Source organism: Paenibacillus sp. JJ-223 (genome assembly GCF_927798175.1).
Classification (GTDB): Bacteria; Bacillota; Bacilli; order Paenibacillales; family Paenibacillaceae; genus Paenibacillus; species Paenibacillus hubeiensis.
The window spans coordinates 621529-641072 of sequence record NZ_CAKMMP010000002.1 but is presented as its reverse complement, the minus strand read 5'-3'; the positions used below and the strand labels follow the sequence as shown (position 1 = coordinate 641072).

At 49.1% G+C, this 19544-nt stretch carries 16 protein-coding genes; 5 read left to right on the top strand and 11 right to left on the bottom strand.

The features are described from left to right. Positions 1-216 precede the first annotated feature (216 nt). Together L6H98_RS06395 and gyrA are read right to left on the bottom strand one after the other, a co-directional pair. Positions 217-1329, bottom strand: coding sequence for an HD-GYP domain-containing protein (locus tag L6H98_RS06395; RefSeq protein ID WP_236413702.1), 1113 nt, complete (start codon positions 1327-1329; stop codon positions 217-219). 213 nt (positions 1330-1542) lie between these two features. Then, on the bottom strand, positions 1543-4092 hold the full coding sequence (gyrA, locus tag L6H98_RS06390; protein ID WP_236413700.1) for a DNA gyrase subunit A: 2550 nt from the start codon (positions 4090-4092) through the stop codon (positions 1543-1545). Between the two features lie 350 nt (positions 4093-4442). Between gyrA and L6H98_RS06385 the strand changes: the two genes are divergently transcribed. Continuing rightward, a complete protein-coding gene (locus L6H98_RS06385) occupies positions 4443-5453 on the top strand; it encodes a YheC/YheD family protein (protein ID WP_236413698.1) in 1011 nt (336 codons plus the stop codon). Positions 5454-5572: 119 nt separating this feature from the next. Here L6H98_RS06385 and gyrB read toward each other — a convergent pair whose 3' ends face one another. The 9 genes from gyrB to L6H98_RS06340 all read right to left on the bottom strand — a co-directional run bounded on the left by gyrB (position 5573) and on the right by L6H98_RS06340 (position 16450). Then, positions 5573-7483: a DNA topoisomerase (ATP-hydrolyzing) subunit B gene (gene gyrB, locus L6H98_RS06380; RefSeq protein WP_236413696.1), complete on the bottom strand. Its 1911-nt coding sequence runs from the start codon at positions 7481-7483 to the stop codon at positions 5573-5575. A 96-nt stretch (positions 7484-7579) separates the two neighbouring features. Continuing rightward, positions 7580-7828: an extracellular matrix regulator RemB gene (remB, locus tag L6H98_RS06375; protein WP_017691405.1), complete on the bottom strand. Its 249-nt coding sequence runs from the start codon at positions 7826-7828 to the stop codon at positions 7580-7582. 14 nt (positions 7829-7842) lie between these two features. Next, positions 7843-8955 (bottom strand): DNA replication/repair protein RecF, encoded by a 1113-nt coding sequence (gene recF / locus L6H98_RS06370; protein WP_236413694.1) that lies wholly within the window; start codon positions 8953-8955, stop codon positions 7843-7845. A 54-nt stretch (positions 8956-9009) separates the two neighbouring features. Continuing rightward, positions 9010-9234, bottom strand: a complete 225-nt coding sequence (yaaA, locus tag L6H98_RS06365) for a S4 domain-containing protein YaaA (RefSeq protein ID WP_236413692.1) — start codon at positions 9232-9234, stop codon at positions 9010-9012. Positions 9235-9250: 16 nt separating this feature from the next. Then, on the bottom strand, positions 9251-10393 hold the full coding sequence (gene dnaN / locus L6H98_RS06360) for a DNA polymerase III subunit beta (RefSeq protein WP_236413690.1): 1143 nt from the start codon (positions 10391-10393) through the stop codon (positions 9251-9253). A 235-nt stretch (positions 10394-10628) separates the two neighbouring features. After that, a complete protein-coding gene (gene dnaA / locus L6H98_RS06355; RefSeq protein WP_236413689.1) occupies positions 10629-11975 on the bottom strand; it encodes a chromosomal replication initiator protein DnaA in 1347 nt (448 codons plus the stop codon). Between the two features lie 639 nt (positions 11976-12614). After that, complete coding sequence (gntK, locus tag L6H98_RS06350) at positions 12615-14168, bottom strand: gluconokinase (protein WP_236413688.1); 1554 nt, start codon at positions 14166-14168, stop codon at positions 12615-12617. Positions 14169-14217: 49 nt separating this feature from the next. Next, positions 14218-15579: a GntP family permease gene (locus L6H98_RS06345; RefSeq protein WP_236413687.1), complete on the bottom strand. Its 1362-nt coding sequence runs from the start codon at positions 15577-15579 to the stop codon at positions 14218-14220. A gap of 196 nt (positions 15580-15775) precedes the next feature. Beyond that, entirely contained in the window at positions 15776-16450 is a 675-nt protein-coding gene (locus L6H98_RS06340) for a GntR family transcriptional regulator (RefSeq protein WP_236413686.1), read from the bottom strand. A gap of 624 nt (positions 16451-17074) precedes the next feature. Here L6H98_RS06340 and rpmH point away from each other — a divergent pair. The 4 genes from rpmH (at position 17075) to jag (ending at position 19523) form a co-directional block, all read left to right on the top strand. Next, positions 17075-17209: a 50S ribosomal protein L34 gene (rpmH, locus tag L6H98_RS06335; protein WP_019914530.1), complete on the top strand. Its 135-nt coding sequence runs from the start codon at positions 17075-17077 to the stop codon at positions 17207-17209. Between the two features lie 315 nt (positions 17210-17524). After that, the gene (rnpA, locus tag L6H98_RS06330) at positions 17525-17875 is read left to right on the top strand and encodes a ribonuclease P protein component (protein WP_236413685.1); all 351 of its coding nucleotides are present in this window, start codon (positions 17525-17527) and stop codon (positions 17873-17875) included. A 74-nt stretch (positions 17876-17949) separates the two neighbouring features. Then, the gene (locus L6H98_RS06325; protein WP_236413684.1) at positions 17950-18825 is read left to right on the top strand and encodes a YidC/Oxa1 family membrane protein insertase; all 876 of its coding nucleotides are present in this window, start codon (positions 17950-17952) and stop codon (positions 18823-18825) included. Further along, on the top strand, positions 18822-19523 hold the full coding sequence (gene jag / locus L6H98_RS06320; RefSeq protein ID WP_236413683.1) for an RNA-binding cell elongation regulator Jag/EloR: 702 nt from the start codon (positions 18822-18824) through the stop codon (positions 19521-19523). Before L6H98_RS06325 ends, jag begins: the two co-directional genes overlap by 4 nt. Positions 19524-19544: the final 21 nt, after the last annotated feature.

Below are 19544 nucleotides of genomic sequence, written 5' to 3'. Positions count from 1 at the left end.
CGAAGCTTATTTGCTTTGCTTGCCGCACCATGTTTCTCGGTGTTTTCTTGGCCGGAATTAGAATATACCATGTACATAAATATTATGCAAGTGTTTTTTAATAATATTTCGAATAAAATTTATGGTGGCAGCAGAAGATACATAACTTAAGCACGATAAAGAAACACACTTTATAACCTGACTAGTTTCTTCATCGTGCTTTGTCCAGGATTCAGTTCAACCAATAACCTCCTGAATATGTAGCTGCCGCTGTTGCATCAAATTAATGATGTTGCCCTCCACAGAAACCATTGGGCGCGTGGGATGATCCCGATCCGAAAATACAATTTCACCAATCTGATGGTTGCTTAGCTTTACTCTTACTCCATTATGAATTTGCGTTGAACGTTGAACCAGAACATTTACAATCGCCGGATCCAACTTACCGAACGCTTCGCTTTGGAGCTGCTCAAGCACCAAATAAGGAGACTGGGCTTTGCGGTAAACCTTCTCCAGTGTCATCGCATGGAAAATGTCCGCTATGGCAACAATCTTCGCATATACATGGATCTGGCTGCCACTCAGTTGTAGCGGATAACCCGATCCGTCCACTTTTTCATGATGCTGGAGAGCGGCAAGTCTGACCCCTTCATTAATCGCTTTTGCCTGCTTCAGCAATTGATACCCATATTTCGTATGCTGCCGGATTTCCTCCTGTTCCGAGCTTGTCAACGTCGTTGGTTTATGCAAAATTTGAGGATCGACCTTGCTGTTTCCTATATCATGGAATAACCCTGCAAAAGCTACTTGCATCCAGTCTTTGGACGGAAGATCCATCCATTGAGCCAATTGGTAGGAGGTCATTGCACTTAACACCGCTTGGTGATATACATAATCGTGATCCATCATATTTCTCGGACTGAAGGTTAGCGGATTGTACTGCTTAATATATCCTAGCAAGGATTCCAACTGCGTACGAAGCTCATATATTGGCAATTCGGCAGCAATAGAGGCCAAAAAAGCACTTTTAGTCAAATTCACCATCTTCTCATACTCATCCTGTAAAGAAGACTGCACAGTTGAAGCTGCTCCTCCATCCGAAACTGGCCGCTCAGCATTCTTTCCGTTCAGGATTGGATCTTCTGTTTCGTTCGGGATGAAGGTCGGAGCATTTGCACCTGTTTTCGCCTGTTCGATCTCGACCTTATGTATCATGAAAGCTTTTAGCACTTCAATATCCTTTGGTAAGATGACCTTGCCTTTCGGCAACAACACGTTTCCGCGCGTAGTAAGCACGTCACTTCCCAGTTTAAAGCCTGGTTTGGCCTCAGACACGGTAATTAGTCCCATATTTATCCCCTCGTTGTTTATCTATGAATTTTGTATGACCATAGTCCCGGATCGCATGATATTCCCCATTATATTACTGAGCAAACGGGCTTGTACATCCCAGATTCTAAGGATTTTCTCCGCACAGCTATGCTGCTGTACATTATCTGCCTAGATCAGAGCATAAAAGAAAAGAGCCCTTATGCAGGGCTCTTCATCCATGTTTATTCCGTTTTATGCTTCTGTATCGGAAGGATCGTTTTCCGTGTCAGCATTTGAATCTTCCATCGGGGCAGTTGCCTCGCTATCGGCATCCGTGCCCTCCAATCCTTCGAGTTCTTGCTCGTCCGGTTCTTCTTCATTTTTGTCGATTCGGCTGACGGTAGCCACCGCATCGTCTTCTTCACGAATATTGATCAGCTTCACGCCCTGGGTGTAACGCCCCATCGTGGAGATGCCATCCATGCTTGTACGAATAAGCGTGCCGCTGGATGTGATAATCATCAAGTCTTCGTCATCCTTAACCATTTTCAGGCTGACTACTTCGCCATTTTTATCGGTAACATTAATCGTCTTGATCCCTTTACCGCCCCGGGTCTGAATACGATAATCCGCAACCGGAGTCCGTTTGCCGTAACCTTTGGCAGTCACGATGAGTACGTCCAGATCATGATCGACAACGTCCATGCCGATAACGGCATCATCGCCTTCAAGCGTGATCCCTTTGACACCGGTAGCACTGCGACCCATTGAACGAACATTCTCTTCGGAGAAGCGAATCGACATTCCGTGGGCTGTCCCCATAATGATCTCCTGCTGCCCATCGGTCAGCTTCACTTCGATCAAGGCATCGTCCTCGCGCAGGGAAATACCGATCAGACCGCCTTTGCGGATATTGGTATAGTCCTCAAGCGGCGTCTTTTTCACAACCCCTTGGCGCGTGGCAAAGAACAAATATTTGTCACTTTCGAATTCCTGCACCGGAATTACCGCGTTGACTGATTCTCCCTGCTCGATCTGGATCAGGTTGATGATCGGTGTTCCACGTGCCGTACGGCCAAGTTCAGGAATTTCATAAGCTTTAAGACGGTATACTTTACCCTTATCGGTAAAGAACATCAAATAGTTATGCGAGTTGGTCACGAAAAGATGCTCCACGAAATCCGTATCCTTTGTATCCATGCCAACCACGCCGCGTCCGCCGCGCTTCTGGCTGCGATATGTCGACGCAGGAAGACGTTTCACATAGCCCGTGTGGGTGATCGTAATGATGACCTCTTCGCGAGGAATGAGATCCTCATCCAAAATGCTTTCCTCGCCAATCGTAATCTCGGTACGGCGATCATCGGAAAAGCGCTCGCGAATCTCTTCCAGCTCTGTGCTGATGATGTCGAGAACGAGATGCTCATTCGCCAAAATTTCGCGATACTCGGCAATCTTGGCCATCAGTTCTTGGTATTCGTTCTCAATGCGTTCCCGCTCCAAACCTGTCAGACGCTGCAAACGCATGTCAAGAATCGCCTGCGCCTGGTCATGGCTGAGTCCGAAGCGTTCAATCAAACCTTCTCTTGCCGCATCGGCCGTCGCCGAAGATCGGATCAGCGCAATGATCTCATCGATATGATCAAGAGCAATGCGTAATCCTTCGAGAATGTGTGCACGGGCTTCAGCCTTCCGAAGCTCAAACTGGGTCCGTCTACGGATAACCTCAATCTGATGTTGCAGATAGTGATAGAGCACTTCGCGCAAATTCAGAATTTTCGGCTCTTTATTCACGATGGCCAGCATATTGATCCCGAAAGTCGACTGCATCGCTGTATGCTTGTACAAATTGTTAAGCACAACGTTTGGATTCACGTCGCGGCGTAGCTCGATGACGATACGCATCCCGTTACGATCCGACTCGTCCCGAAGATCGGTAATGCCGTCGATTTTTTTGTCACGCACCAGCTCGGCAATTTTCTCAACAAGTCTTGCCTTGTTGACCTGATACGGAATTTCCGTAACGACAATGCGGGCCTTGTTGTTATGTTCCTCAATGTTGGTTCTCGCCCTCATGGTCACTGATCCGCGGCCCGTTTGATAAGCTTGGCGAATACCGGAACGGCCCATGATGTAACCAGCCGTCGGGAAATCCGGCCCTTGAATGTAGTCCATCAATTCCATCGAAGTAATATCCGGGTTTTTGATCATCGCTTGTACGCCGTCAATAACCTCACCCAGATTGTGCGGAGGAATGTTGGTCGCCATACCTACGGCGATCCCCCCTACACCATTGACAAGCAAGTTTGGAAAACGGGCAGGCAGAACAACCGGCTCGTTTTCTTCGCCGTCATAGTTTGGTTGGAAGTCGATCGTATCTTTATTGATATCCTTCAGCATCTCCATCGCAATCTTGGACAGGCGTGCCTCGGTATAACGCATGGCAGCCGCCATATCGCCATCTACCGAACCAAAATTGCCGTGACCATCGACATGCATGTAGCGAAGAGAGAAATCCTGAGCCATCCGTACCATCGTTTCGTATACAGCCGAGTCTCCGTGCGGATGGTACTTACCAATGACCTCTCCGACGATTCTGGCCGACTTTTTATGCGGTTTATCGGGTGTCATGCCTAGCTCTGACATTGCGTACAAAATCCGCCGGTGCACCGGCTTCAATCCGTCACGCACATCAGGAAGCGCGCGGCTAACGATGATGCTCATCGCGTAGTCCATAAACGATTCACGCATCTCGACGCCAATATCCCGATCCTTTATCTGCGAGTTCATTTCTTCCGCCATGCTGGACCTCCTTCTTGACCTTCAACAAACGTTCCAAATCCATTCAATCACTATATGTGAAAAGCATAACAAGGCTAAAACCGCACAAAAACGCTACTCTTTATTATATTACTTTCACAAAAGTTACACAATTAAACGTCCGCTGGGTTTTAGCCTTTTTCCGGGAACTTGGGGTAGTTTGGGGGTTAGCCCTTACTTCCTCGGCATTTGTACATACAATGCTAGAAAAAGCGGCAGTTATACTGCTTCCATCAGGCATTCGCCATTCCCATTCACAAGACTAAACTGCAAATTGTGCAGCAAACCGCACAAAACGCCATATTTCTCTATTATACCATTGAAATCCTCAATTGTCCTTTGATTTCTCTGCAATTCTGCCTGCACGCGATTCTGATTACAACAGAAAGGAACGATGCCCTCTGAGTATCCAGCGCGTCTCCAGCAAATGGGCCAAGACAGCAGTTTTACGGCGTAACCATGGTATAGCCCCATATATTCCAGTCACCCGCCAATATAGTCGCCAGACCCTGGAACAAATGTTAAATTTATTTGAATCGAACTATATCAAACCCGATCGTGGCACCTATGGGAATGGAGTTATGCGAGTCAAAGCGCTTCGTACCTACCAAGTTCCTCAGGATTTCCGACATGATGCTGCTGGAGATGAAGCCGTCGGACAGTCCGAATTGTCCACAATCGAGGGAAATTCCGAAATCCTCCAAGCCCAAATCTCCGCACTCCCAACCTTTGCTTACGAGCTGCAACATGGTACGGAACAGTTTTCATATCACAGTCTGGACGATTTGGATTCGGCACTGCAAAAACGGATCAAAAACCATGATTACATCATCCAGCAAGGCATCCCCCTGCTCAAACATGAGGATTTGCCCTTCGACCTCCGGGTGCTGACGCAAAAAAACTTGAAAGGAAACTGGGAAACGACCGGTATCTTAGGCAGGGTCGCCGCCCCCGGCAAAATCATAACCAACATTCACGGCGGCGGACGCCTCGCAACCTTCGCGGAACTCGTACAACCTCACTTCACACCAAAGCGCTATCAGCAGCTTCGCAACGAACTGAATATCCTAGGGGTCCTGATTGCACGGCAACTGAGGAAGTATTATCCCGGAATCAAAGAAATCGGCGTTGATATTGCGCTGGACCCATCGGGTCAACCCTGGATTCTGGAAGTCAACACACTTCCCGGCATTTATGCATTCGGCCTTTTGCCCGACAAAGAAACCTACCGTAAGATTAAGCGTTATGCCATCGCATATGGCAGACTGCCTTCCAAAAAATCAAAGCCAGCCCGCCAAATACGCCAGCTAAAAACAAGTGCCGCTAAGTCCAAAAAACAGTGACTGTCTGCTCTATTGCATTTTGGTTACCACACCACCACCGGATTATATGATCACAAAGTGAAAGGGGCGCCATCAGGCGCCCCATATCCTTGTCATTAAGCCGTTCGCAATCAACGAAATTAAATGTCCAAGTTTTTAACGTATTTTGCATTTTCCTGAATGAAATCGCGTCGTGGTTCGACATTATCGCCCATCAGCGTATCGAACATGGCGTCAGCAAGCATCGCATCATTGATGGATACTTGAAGCATCGTCCGGCTCTCAGGGTCCATCGTCGTTTCCCACAGCTGCTCTGCGTTCATTTCGCCCAAACCTTTATAACGCTGGACGTTGACTTTCACGTTCTCGCCGAAGCTTGCAATGATCTCATCACGTTCCTTCTCGGAACCTGCGTAGCGAATGACCTTGTTACGTTCGATTTTGAACAAAGGCGGTTGGGCAATGTATACATAGCCCGCTTCGATAATCTTGCGCATATAGCGGTACAGGAATGTCAACAATAGTGTCCGGATATGCGCACCGTCGACATCGGCATCGGTCATCAGAATGATTTTGTGATAACGTGCTTTGGAAATATCGAAATCGTCGCCGATTCCTGTCCCCATTGCCGTTATGATGGCCCGAATCTCTGCATTGCCCAAAATCCGGTCAAGGCGCGCCTTTTCGACGTTCAGGATCTTACCGCGCAATGGCAGGATGGCCTGAAAATGACGATCCCGGCCTTGTTTGGCCGATCCGCCCGCCGAATCCCCTTCGACGATGTACAGTTCGCTGATGGAAGCATCCTTGGAGGAGCAATCCGCCAGCTTCCCTGGCAAGGAGCTTACCTCAAGCGCTCCCTTGCGTCGGGTCAGCTCACGCGCTTTGCGCGCAGCTTCTCGAGCGCGTGCAGCCTGCAGACCTTTTTCCAGGATTCTGCGGGATACAGAAGGGTTTTCTTCCAGGAACTCCTGCAGCTTCTCCGAGAAGAGGGATTCAACGACACCGCGCACTTCGCTATTGCCCAATTTGGTTTTCGTTTGTCCCTCAAATTGCGGTTCAGGGATTTTGACCGAAATGATGGCAGTCAGGCCCTCACGTACGTCATCTCCCGACAGGTTGCTCGCGCTGTCCTTGATAACGCCTGTTTTGCGTGCATAGTCATTAATGATCCGGGTAAGGGCGCTCTTGAATCCGGATTCGTGTGTTCCACCTTCATGAGTGTTGATGTTGTTGGCAAAAGAATAAATGTTCTCGGTATAGTTGTCGTTGTATTGCAACGCCACTTCTACCTGGATATTATCGCGTGAGCCTTCAACGTAAATCGGATTCTCGTGAAGCACTTCCCGCTTCTGGTTGAGGAAAGATACGTACTCGATAATTCCGCCCTCATACAGGAATGAGTTGGTTGCCCCCGTGCGCTCATCGGTGAGCGTAAGACCGATTCCCTTGTTCAAGAAAGCAAGCTCCCGAATACGAGTCAGCAGTGTTTCATAGTCGTATACGGTCGTTTCCGTAAAAATTTCCGGGTCTGGATGGAACGTAACCGTCGTTCCCGTCTCATCCGTCGTGCCGATGACTTTCAGATCGTACTGCGGCGCACCGCGGCGATATTCCTGCTGGTGGATATGACCGTCACGCTTAACGGTCACGACCACTTTCTCGGACAGGGCATTAACGACCGATACCCCTACACCGTGCAGACCGCCCGATACCTTATAACCGCCGCCGCCGAATTTACCGCCAGCATGAAGTACGGTCATGACGACTTCAAGCGCAGGGCGTTTCATTTTGGCATGCTCACCGACCGGAATTCCGCGCCCGTTATCCACGACGGTAACGCTGTTATCTTCATGAATCGTCACTTCGATATGGTCACAGTATCCTGCAAGTGCTTCGTCAATACTATTGTCCACTACTTCCCACACCAAATGATGCAGACCTTTGGCGCTGGTAGAACCGATGTACATCCCCGGACGCTTCCGTACGGCTTCCAGTCCCTCAAGGACCTGAATTTCATTCGCATCATATGACGGTTGATTCATAGACATGCCTTTCACCTACTTCTATAGATTCAATATCCTAAATATGCGTTAAACATAATAAAACCAAGGAACGGGAGGCAACGCTCGTGTTGCTTGCACATGTCATAGGTCCGGAAAGATGTGCGCCCGCTTCTTGAGCGTAGCAGATGAAATCGGCGAGTAGTACACAATGTTTTTGGTTACCACGATGGACTTGGCTTCCTCTTCGCCGATGTGTTCCACCGTTTTTTCCTGCTCTGCATGCGTAACATATTGCTTGGAAATCTTTGAGGATTTTTCAATCGATATATCAAAAATAGCAACCAGTTCGGAAGAACGGATAATTTTCTCGCCGCCCAGATGAATGTACATGGCACCCTCACTCCCTAGCGTTCAACCTGTCCGGCATGAACGTGATAAATACTGGCATTCTTAAGCTTGTCAACGTTCAGGCTCTCGACTCCGGTAGCCGTAATAAAGGTCTGCACCTTGCTCTGGAACGTCTCGATCAACTGCGTCTGGCGAAAAGGATCCAGCTCGGACAGCACGTCGTCCAACAGCAGGACGGGGTACTCTCCGATTTCTTCATGGATCAGTTCGATTTCTGCAAGTTTAAGGGACAATGCGGTTGTGCGCTGTTGTCCCTGCGAACCATATGTTTGCACTTCCCGATCGTTAATGAAAAAGGACAGGTCATCCCGATGCGGGCCACTCAGCGTAGTCCCCCGGCGAATCTCCTGCTCTTTCATTTGTGATAATTTTATCATAAATTGGTCCATTAAAACAGCTTCATCTTCCTCGGCGGCTTCGCCGAATGATGGCACATATGCCAGTTTTAACACTTCTCCGCCGCCGGTGATGCCTTGATGAATCGTTTCGGCCCACTTTTGCAGTTTCTTTATGAATTGTTTCCTTTTTTTGACGATTTTAACACCGTGCTCGGCCAACTGCTCGTTCCAGATGTCCAGCATCGTCTGGGCGGAAGCGCCCTGGCCCCACAGCTGTTTAAGCAGATTGTTCCGCTGCACGAGCACCTTCTGGTACTGCTGCAGATGATAGAGGTAACCCGGTGCCACTTGTCCGATCTCCATGTCAAGAAACCGGCGGCGAACCCCCGGTGTTCCTTTGACGATCTCCAGATCCTCGGGAGCAAACATCACCACATTGAGCGCCCCGATAAAATCGCTAAGCTTGCGCTGCTCCAGGCCGTTGATCTTCGCCTTCTTGCCTTGTTGGGACAGCGACAGTTCCAGTTGGACCGCGCCATACTTTTTGTCAACCTCAGCAAACAAGCGGGCACGTTCTTCACCGAAACGGATCAGCTCCTTATCTCGGGACGTGCGATGGCTTTTGGTAAGGGCCAAGACAAATATAGCCTCGGCCATATTCGTCTTGCCTTGGGCATTTTGCCCGATCAGCAGGTTCACCGGACCGAACGAATCCAGTCTCAGATGCTCGTAATTGCGGAACTGCTGCAGATCTATGCTTTTGACAAACACGCGTTACCCTCCCTTGTGATTCCGTTCATCAGGAGGCATCAGGAGCACATCGTTTTATTCCGCGGCAACCTCGAAAGTGCCTTCTCCGTCCACCTCAACGATATCCCCAGGGTATAACTTCCGTCCCCGGCGCTCCTCCGGCTCATTGTTCACACGCACAAGCCCTTCCTGAAGCAACGCTTTGGCCATACCTCCGGTCGGGACGCAGTCAGCGAGTTTCAGAAACTGGTCAAGCTTGATATATTCCGTACGGTCTGTACGAATGGTCACTCGTTTCAAAGGAATCTTCCTTTCGTTAGTTCGTCGTACGGTAAGGCAGAATGACATACAAGCTATGGCTGTCATCCATCGGTTTGAGGATAATCGGGCTCATGACGCCGGTAAAAGCTATCATCAGCTGCTCGCTTTCCACAACCTTCAGTACGTCGAGCATATATTTGGAGTTGAACGAAATTTTGAGCGGATCGCCGGTGAATTCGGCTGGCTCGATCTCTTCCCTCACTTTCCCCAGCTCGGAGGAACTGGAAGAAATCTCGATCGATCCGTTCTCCATCGTCTGCATGCGCACAATATTCGTTTTCTCCTCGCGGGACAGCAAATATGCGCGGTCGATCGACTCGCTCAATTTTTTTGTATCGAGAACAAGTTCTGTTTTGTACGAAGTCGGAATAATTCTAGAAGTATCGGGATATGTTCCGTCCAGAATGCGGGAATAGAACAACACCCGGTCGATTTTGAACAGGACCTGGTTATCAGCGACAACGATATCCACAAGCGTGTTTTGGTCCGGCACGATTTTGCTCAGCTCGTTCAGCGTTTTTCCCGAAATAACGACATTGCTGAAACGAACGCCTTCTGCATTATCCAACATTGCCGATCTGGTGGCAAGACGGTGGCGGTCGGTTGCCACAAATTTCAACTCGTTATCCGCCAGGCTCCAAAGCACCCCTGTAAGAATAGGCGTAGTTTCATGAGTGGAAATGGAGAATACCGTTTGCTTAATCATGTTTTTCAACAAATCGCCGGGGATCGATACGGTTTGATTCTCCTCGATGCTTGGCAATACAGGGAATTCTTCCGGATCAAGGCCGACCAGTTGGATTTCGGTAGCTCCGGCTGAAATAAACGTATTGAAGTTTTCCTTGACCTCCATGTGAACTTCCTGCGAAGGCAGCTTTTTGATGATCTCGACAAAAAACTTGGCAGGCAGCACGACGCTTCCTTGCTGCTCGACTTGAACTACGCTGCGATCTCCATCCTCAAGAGGGATGAAGGATTGGATCGAAATATCAGTGTCGCTTGCCGTCAACGTGACGCCTTGATGATTTACGTCGAATTTGATCCCGCTCAGGATCGGAATCGTTGTACGGCTGGAGATCGCTTTGGATACATGCTGTATGGACTCGTTCAAATAGCTTTTCATTATGCTGATTTTCATGGTTTCACTCCTGACGGATTTTTTGGGTGTGTGCATTAGGTGGTCAAGTGATGGGCTACGGTTATTCAAAAGGCCGATAGGCCTGTTTCGACTTGTCTGTTTAGGAGAAGATATATTTTAAATCTTTTTAGTATTAATAGTAATAGGGGCACTGAATATGTGGATAAGTGTGTTAAAACCCATAAAATTAAGCCTATCCACATGTGTACACGTTGTGCATAGGCTTTGGACTTGTTCAGGTTGGGTTCTTAATTTTTTCGGTTAAGTTGTTGATAACTTTATAGAGCTCCTGATCGCTTTTAATGGATTGGGAGATTTTCTCGTGCGCATGAATGACAGTGGTATGGTCCCTTCCTCCAAAAGCCTCGCCAATTTTCGGCAGCGAAAAATCGGTCAATTCGCGGGAGAGATACATGGCGATTTGTCTCGGAAAGGCAACGGCCTTGGTTCGCTTCCGCGCTTTAAAATCTTCGAGCTTCAGGTTGTAGTATTCCCCGACCTTTTGTTGGATGTCTTGAATAGTGATCATTTTAGGACGGCTGGATGGAATAATGTCTTTCAAGGCTTCGGCAGCAAGATGGGACGTGACATCCTGGTTTGTCAGCGATGAGTAGGCTACGACCCGGATCAAAGCCCCTTCCAACTCGCGGATGTTCGTGTCAATTTGGTTGGCGATGTACATCATCGCTTCATTCGGGATATCCAGGTTTTCCGCGCGGGCCTTCTTGCGCAGGATAGCGATCCGCGTTTCCAGATCCGGAGGCTGGATGTCCGTAATCAGACCCCATTCAAATCGGGAGCGAAGGCGCTCCTCCAATGTCGGAATTTCCTTTGGCGGTCTGTCGCTGGAGATGATAATCTGTTTCCGCTCCTCATGCAGCGCGTTGAACGTATGGAAAAATTCCTCTTGAGTCGATTCTTTTCCCGCCAAAAATTGAATATCGTCTATAAGCAGGATGTCCACGTTACGATATTTGTTGCGGAAGCTTTCCCCGCGATTGTCGCGGATGGAATTGATAAATTCGTTGGTGAATTTCTCGGATGACAAATAAACCACTTTGCTGCTTGGGTCATGTTCTAGAACATAGTGTCCGATCGCATGCATCAAGTGCGTTTTGCCCAATCCAACGCCTCCATAAAGGAAGAGGGGATTATAGGCCTTGGCGGGCGCTTCAGCGACCGCCAGCGATGCGGCATGGGCAAACCGGTTGCCTGGTCCGATGACAAAAGTGTCGAATGTATATTTGGGGTTAAGCATGCTAAGCACAGCTTCCTCTTGTACAACGGTAGGTGTTGGTGCAGGAAGCTGCGGATCCGGTTCAGCCGGCTTGTTCTCTTCGATGACAAATTTCACGTCGACTTGTTTGCCGAGCAATTCGTATACTGTCGAGCCGACCAATTTGGTGTAACGACTCTCCAGCCATTCGACGGCAAACGTTGTTGGCGCGGAAATGACGATGGTCTGGTCCGTCAGCTTGGTTGCTTTGGTGGCCTTGAACCAGGTATCGAAGCTTGGTTTGCTGAGCTTGCTTTGTATGATTGATAAGATTTGCTGCCATAAGTCGGAAGTATGGCTGTCCACAGACTGTCACTCCTTTTACATGTTACAAGTGTGGCTTAAGCCATGTTGCAGTGTCGAAATACGAGAAATAATGTTGCATTTATCCCCAAACTCCCGCAAGCCGAAAACAAAAAAAGAATGAACAACGGAAAATTGTTCACAACTTTATCCACAGGTTGTTGATAATATTATGGTTCAGATCACATATTCACATCCAAAAGTAATACAATCATAGCAAAAGAAGCCCGGCATTTCAATGTATCGCGAGATTTTATCCACAAATTCAATAACTTGTGTATAATTTTTAATCACAACACTATATATTGTTTATAATTTGTTTAATTTTCGACATGAAGCCCTAAAAATCTAAATGTGATTATTCACAGGTTATCCGGCGGAATTTGGCGAGTGTGCGTAAATGGGGCTACTATTTTGTGAATAACTTTATTGTGGATAAACAGAGGCACAAAAGATGTCCTTTGATGTTGAATGGGATTTTTAAAGTGAACTCTTTTGTCGTCGACGGAGTGCATCATAGCGTCGTGTCAGGCCAGATGCTCAACTCGGAGGTGGCCATGCACGTTGATATGGAGGCAAAAAGCAGCACCGCGGACCAACGGTCCGCGGTGCTGCCTTTTAGCTTATAAAGAGGGAGGAGTCCTACTTGGATTCCTTCAGAACAGAGTGTTTGCGCTGGAATTCTGCAATATCGGCATATTCCTCCTCCAGTTTGCGCGAAATGCGGATAAAAAGAGGGAGAAGCTCGCGATAAATAGCTGCATTTTCCGGCACAGGGCTATGTCTGTGCGTTGTGCCTACCATGGAGGCGACGACATCAAGCGACTTCGCACGGCCAGTTGCGTAAAGACCGAGAACCACGGCGCCGAGGCAGGAGCTTTCGAAACTTTCGGGCACCACGACTTCCTGATTGAAGATGTCGGACATCATTTGCCGCCAGAGCGGGGAACGGGCAAATCCGCCGGTAGCCTGAATGGAGGAGGGGTGCCCGATCTGTTCTTCCATAGCGAGCAGCACGGTATACAGATTGAAAATAACCCCTTCCAACACAGCGCGGATCATATGCTCCTTCTGGTGATGAAGGGTGAGCCCAAAGAAGGAGCCTCGTGCATTCGGATTCCACAGGGGGGCACGCTCGCCCGAAAGGTACGGATGGAACAGCAGCCCTTCCGATCCTGGGCTGACACGTTCGGCGATGCGGGTTAACACGTCATACGAATTGATGCCGAGCCGTTTCGCCGTTTCTACTTCCGAAGCGGCAAACTCGTCCCGTACCCAGCGAAACAGCATGCCGCCGTTGTTCACGGGACCACCTACAACCCACAGGTTATCGGTCAGGGCATAACAGAAGGTACGGCCTTTCGGATCGGTGACAGGGCGATTGACGACGGTGCGGATCGCGCCGCTGGTGCCGATCGTGGCTGCTACGACCCCGGGCTCGATGGCATTGACGCCGAGATTGGACAGCACGCCGTCACTTGCTCCGACGACGAAAGGAGTAGAGAGGGAGAGTCCCGTTTTTTCAGCCCACTCCGGATGCATTCCCTCTATAGTATGTGTTGTTGGTACGAGGCGGGACAGACGATCCGGAGTGATTCCGGCCAGCTCAAGCGCCTCTGCGTCCCAATCCAGCTGTTCCAGGTTCAGCAGACCTGTGCAGGATGCGATGGAGTAGTCCACGATATATGAAGAAAATAAACGGAAAAACAAATATTCCTTAATGGAAATGAATTTGGCGGCACGTTGGAACAGCTCTGGTTCGTCGTGGCGAAGCCACATCAGCTTGGTCAGCGGTGACATGGGATGAATTGGCGTACCTGTACGACGATAGATACGATGGCCTACGCCATTCTCCTGCAGTTTGCTGGACCAAGCAGCACTCCGGTTGTCTGCCCAGGTGATACAGTTGGTAATCGGTTTGTCATCCTTGTCCATCGCTATCAAGCTATGCATGGCTGAACTGCAAGATACGAACAGAATCTCATTTGCGGAGACTCCGCTTTCGTCCATGACCCCGCGAATGGAACGGACGGCAGCTTGTACGATTTGTTCCGGATCTTGCTCGGCTACGTCAGGCGCGGGCGTATAGAGCGGGTATTCTTGTGTGCACGTACTAACAACGGCACCTTGCTCCGTAAACAATACCGATTTGGTGCTGGTGGTGCCGATGTCGATTCCGATCATATAGTTACTCATGATTTAAACCTCTTTTCCCCTAAAAATAAAACGAATCTGAGCAGGTGCTTTACAGCACCGTACTCAGAATCAAGATAAAGATCAATCCTACAACAGATAATAGTGTTTCCATAACGGTCCACGTCTTGAGGGTCTGCGCAACGCTCATGTTGAAAAATTCCTTGATCATCCAGAAGCCGGCATCATTCACATGAGACAGGACGAGGGAACCGGCACCTGTAGCGAGCACGACCAGCTCAATGCTTGCACCTGGCGTGAGAGCCAGAACCGGGGCTACAATGCCCGCGGCAGTCGTCATGGCAACCGTGGCCGAACCGGTGGCTACGCGTATGAGGGCTGCAACCAGCCAGGCGAACAAGATGACATTGATGTGGGCATGCGTGGCCACTTCGGCAATGGCATTGCCCACACCGCTGTTGATCAGTACTTGTTTGAACGCGCCGCCGCCACCGATGATTAAAATGATGGTAGCTGTCGGAGCCAGACATTCGCTGGTGAACCGGGAAATGTCGTGTTTATTGAACCCGCGTGCGAATCCGAGGGAGAACAGCGCGAACACGACGGAAATAAGCAACGCGATGACCTCATGGCCAATAAATTCACAGAAAACCGTGAAGGAGCTAGTACCCTCAGGGTCCACAATGTTCGCAATCGACCCGATCAGCATCAGAATAACAGGCAGAAGGATTGTAAACAGGGTGATCCCGAACCCAGGCAATCGGTCGGTTTTGCTGGTGGAAAATTGCTCGGCCAGTTCGGTCGGCGGTTCCAGTTGAATACGTTTGCCGATGAACTTCCCGAACAAGGGACCGGCGATAATGGCCGTCGGAATGCCGACGATCAGGGAGTACAAAATCGTTTTGCCCAGGTCTGCCTTGAACGCGTCAATCGCGATCATTGGAGCGGGATGGGGTGGAACGAGACCATGTACGGTCGAAAGTCCGGCCAGAATCGGAATGCCGATCTGAAGCAGGGACATGCCGGTTTTTCGGGCAACCGTGAAAATGATCGGAATAAGCAGAATAACCCCGACTTCAAAGAACACCGGGATGCCGACGATAAAACCAACGATCATCATCGCCCAGTGTACCCGCTTCACTCCGAAACGGTCGACAAGCGTCGTTGCTATGCGCTCGGCACCGCCGGACTCTGCCATCATTTTGCCCAGCATGGTGCCGAGTGCGATAACGATGGCGATCGTTCCGAGCGTACCGCCCAATCCGCCGGTAATGGATGAAATCACGTCAGCCGGTTTCATGCCGGCAAGCAAGCCAAGCATCAGGGCCGACAGCATCAACGTTATAAACGGGTTCCATTTGTATTTGGAGATCAGCACGATCAGGAATACGATCGCAATCAATGTCCATACCAACAAGGTGGCATTATGGGATAGACCAAAAAGAGTACTCATGGTGTATGCTCCTTTTTATGTTTATATAACGCTTACAATGGACCCCGAGGATGAATGGAAATCGCATTGTGTATACTTGTCGACAAGTAAATGTCCAACCATTCCCCTGCAGAATGATTGTGGCCGCCCGTAAAAGCAACGTTATGCTTACGGGGACCTTCGTGTGCCGTTTAAAGGAAGCGCGATACATCGCCGATCATGACTCAAAGCTTTCGTGAAGCGTCTTGCCCGAATCTTTGAAGTAGGCGCGGACCCCGGCTTGAATCTGTTCTTTATCCCCCGATTCAAGTGCCTTGAGGAGCAGGCGATGCTTATGAATGACATCGCTTATTTTTTGTTCGCCCTGAGCGAAAACCCTGCGGGTCGTAAGCAGCATCACCGTCATGACGACGTATCGGATGCTTCTCCATAAATGGGAGATCCGGGTGTGCTTGGCCGCTTCAATGATCGCCTCGTGAAAAGTCAGATCCTGATGGGCAAACTCGATGGCGTCCCTGTGCCGTCCGGCAAGTTCCATTTTGTCAATCGTATTGCGAAGCTGCGTCAGCAGTTGTACGGGTACATTGTTCGCCAACCGTTGCTGCACAAAGCTCTCGATCAAAAAACGGACGTCATATAGCTCTTCAACATCGCTGATTTTCAAACCGAGCACAACCACGCCCATACGCTCCAGTCGAATCAAGCCTTCATTCGACAGTGTACGCAATGCTTCGCGCACTGGAGAACGGCTGCTTTCATAATCAGCGGCAATACGGTTTTCCGACAATGTTTCACCGGGGCGGAGTTCCCCGCTGATGATGCGCAACCTCAATTCGCAGGCAATCGCTTCCCCGCGGGAAGCTCCCTGCAGCCAGGAAGAAGGAAACTGCATAATGGCTAACGCTCCTATAATATAATCAGTTCTTGAGTACACGAGACAGACTTCCACTTGCAGGCAGTCCGAATGCGTCCATACTGATCATAACACAACCGGAGGACCGCTGACTTTTTGAAGCGATCTTGGCACGAAAGACATTTTACGACATCGATAAGTATACTTGTATACAAGCTCATTGTTTATGCTACACTTTTCGCAAAAGCTTGTAAACCTGAACATTAAAGCGAATACATTAAATTTCAAGCTTCTACGATAGCATAACCAGTTCAATCCCGGAAAATTACAGATCATCAAAAAATACGGCAGAATATTGAAGCAAAAAGAAAAGAAGCTGGACAAAAGATTATCCACATGTGTATAACCAGGCCGAAAAGGGAACGAAGCTGATCCGTTCCGCGGGTGTGGATAAATCGAATCGGATTGGAGAATACGGTCCTGCTCATAGGCTGGGGATAACTTTTTGAGAGAGGATCATTCTATATTTTTGAAAAAGAGGAAGAGGGGATACGTTTTCAGTTGACTTTTGCATGGGGACGTGGTTAAATATATAAAGGTGTTTTCTGTGAAGATGAAAATGATTCATCACATAAGTATTTCCTTGTAAGGAGGTGCAATACATTGAGACCTACATTCAAACCGAACGTAAGCAAGCGTAAAAAAGTTCATGGTTTCCGTAAAAGAATGAGCACAAAAAACGGACGTAAAGTTCTGGCTGCACGTCGCCTGAAAGGCCGTAAAGTCCTGAGTGCTTAATGCATGAGAAGACCACTTCGGTGGTCTTTTTTTTCATTACAAAGCTAAACCGATTTTCATGCAATGCACGACAAGATAACAGGAAACTTCCTTATATATATCAAGAGCATAAGCAGCCGGAGTCAGCAGCCAGCCAAAGATTGCGAGAGACGCAGCTTTAGGCGAAGGCGTGTATGATCAGGCATCGGTGCGACGTACTTTTTCATATATAACAAGTTGTACTCCGGCGGTTTACCGCCACGCAAGAAAGCCTATACTAAATCAGTAATGGAGCCCCGTCAAGTTGAACGGTGGAGAATAGCAAGGAGAAGCGCCGTGTACAAAAGACTGCGTTTACGAAACCGGGCGGATTTTAACCGCGTATACCGGTATGGAAAATCGTTCGCCAATCATCAATTCGTAGTGTATGGCTGCCGCCGTAAAGATACCGAACAATTCCGGGTCGGAGTGTCCTGCAGCAAAAAAATCGGGAATGCTGTCGTTCGCAACCGAATGAGACGCATGGTGAAGGAAATTGTCAGACGGCACGAGCAGGAAATCGTGACCCAGATGGATCTGATTTTCATCGTGCGAAAGGGAGCCTTGGCCATGTCTTATCAGGAGATGGAAAAAAGCGTACTGCATGTCTTGCGCAAGGGCAGCCTCTTGAAGTCAAGCAAGCGATAGTATTCGGTTTATTTGTCCTCCTGAATATGGTATGATTTACGGTGGAATGGAATGGTTAAGAGAGGGGTTATGAAGTGTCGCGATTGAAGACATCAAAGGGGAAGTGGATTCTCCTTATTGCAGTCATTGCAATGGTCGCCGTACTCGCCGGATGTACTCCGCAAGGGAGCGGTGTAACAACGGAAGACTTGAGGAACAGTGAATCTTTCTGGCAAAGCAATGTAGTGTATTGGTTCTCATTGGCGCTCGATACATTTGCCAACTGGTTTAACGGTGAATATGGACTGGCCGTCCTTGTGATGGTGCTTATCGTACGGACATTGATCCTGCCGCTGACGATGAAACAGGTTCGCAGTTCCAAGGCCATGCAGGCAATTCAGCCGCAATTGAAAGAAATTCAAGCAAAGTATAAAGATACACCTGAGAAGGTTCAGCAGGAAACGATGCGACTGTTTCAGGAAAACAAGGTTAATCCGATGGCAGGCTGTCTGCCGCTTCTGATTCAGATGCCGATTTACATCGCACTTTATAACTCGATTTACGGCAACTCCAGTCTGAGAACGCATGATTTCTTATGGCTGCAGCTCGGAGCGCCGGACCACTTGTTCATCTTGCCGATTCTGGCAGCGATCACGACTTGGGTCCAAACCTGGATGATGATGCGCATGAATCCGGCCCAGCAGGTTGGACCGATGCAATTCATGTTATGGGTATATCCGATCCTGATTTTTGTCATGTCCTACCAGTTCCCTTCGGCATTGCCGTTGTACTGGTTCTACAGCAATATCTACACCATCGTGCAAAACTTCTTCCTTTACCGGAATAACGACAAAGCCGTAGCCGAGGTGAACGTGAAGCAGAGCAGCTCCAACAACGGGGCTAAACGCAAAAATGGCGGCAAGGCAACCGTCTCTGGCAAACGGTCGAAAGGGGCCAAAAAATCGAAATGACCAAAGTCATTACGTCAGGAAAAACCATTGAAGATGCTGTAAACCAAGGATTGGCCGAACTCGGCGTGAGCAGGGACAAGGTCGAGATACAAGTGTTAGAACAGCCGTCAAAAGGATTCCTGGGCTTGATCGGGGTGAAACCGGCCAAGGTTGAAGTCAGGCTGCTGCCTGTTCCTGAGGCACCACCACAGCCGAGCGAGCCAGTCGTGAATGCTCCCCGCGCGGATGTAACGCCTGAGGACGTCGCGGCGAAAAATCCCTATGAGGAAGCGGCTGCTTTTTTGAAGGAAGTCGCAGCAGGTATGGGACTTAGCGTTGAGGTCAGCATCAAGAAACAGCGGGATGGACACCTGTTCAACATTGCCGGAGAAGACCTTGGCATGATTATTGGAAGACGTGGACAAACGCTGGATGCCCTTCAATATTTAACGAACATTGTTGCCAATCGTTATTCGGAGAGCTTCGTGCGCATTGTGCTGGATGCGGAAAACTTCCGCCAGCGCAGACGTAAAACGCTGGAAGATCTGGCTGAACGTCTTGCTGGACAAGCCATTCGGACCGGCAAGGAAGTCATGCTGGAGCCGATGCCGCCGCTCGAGCGCAAGGTGATTCACGCGAAGCTGCAAAACCACCCGCAGATCAAGACGTACAGCAAGGGCGAAGAGCCGAATCGGCGTGTGGTCATTACGACGAAATAACATGACATTGAGGACGCAATG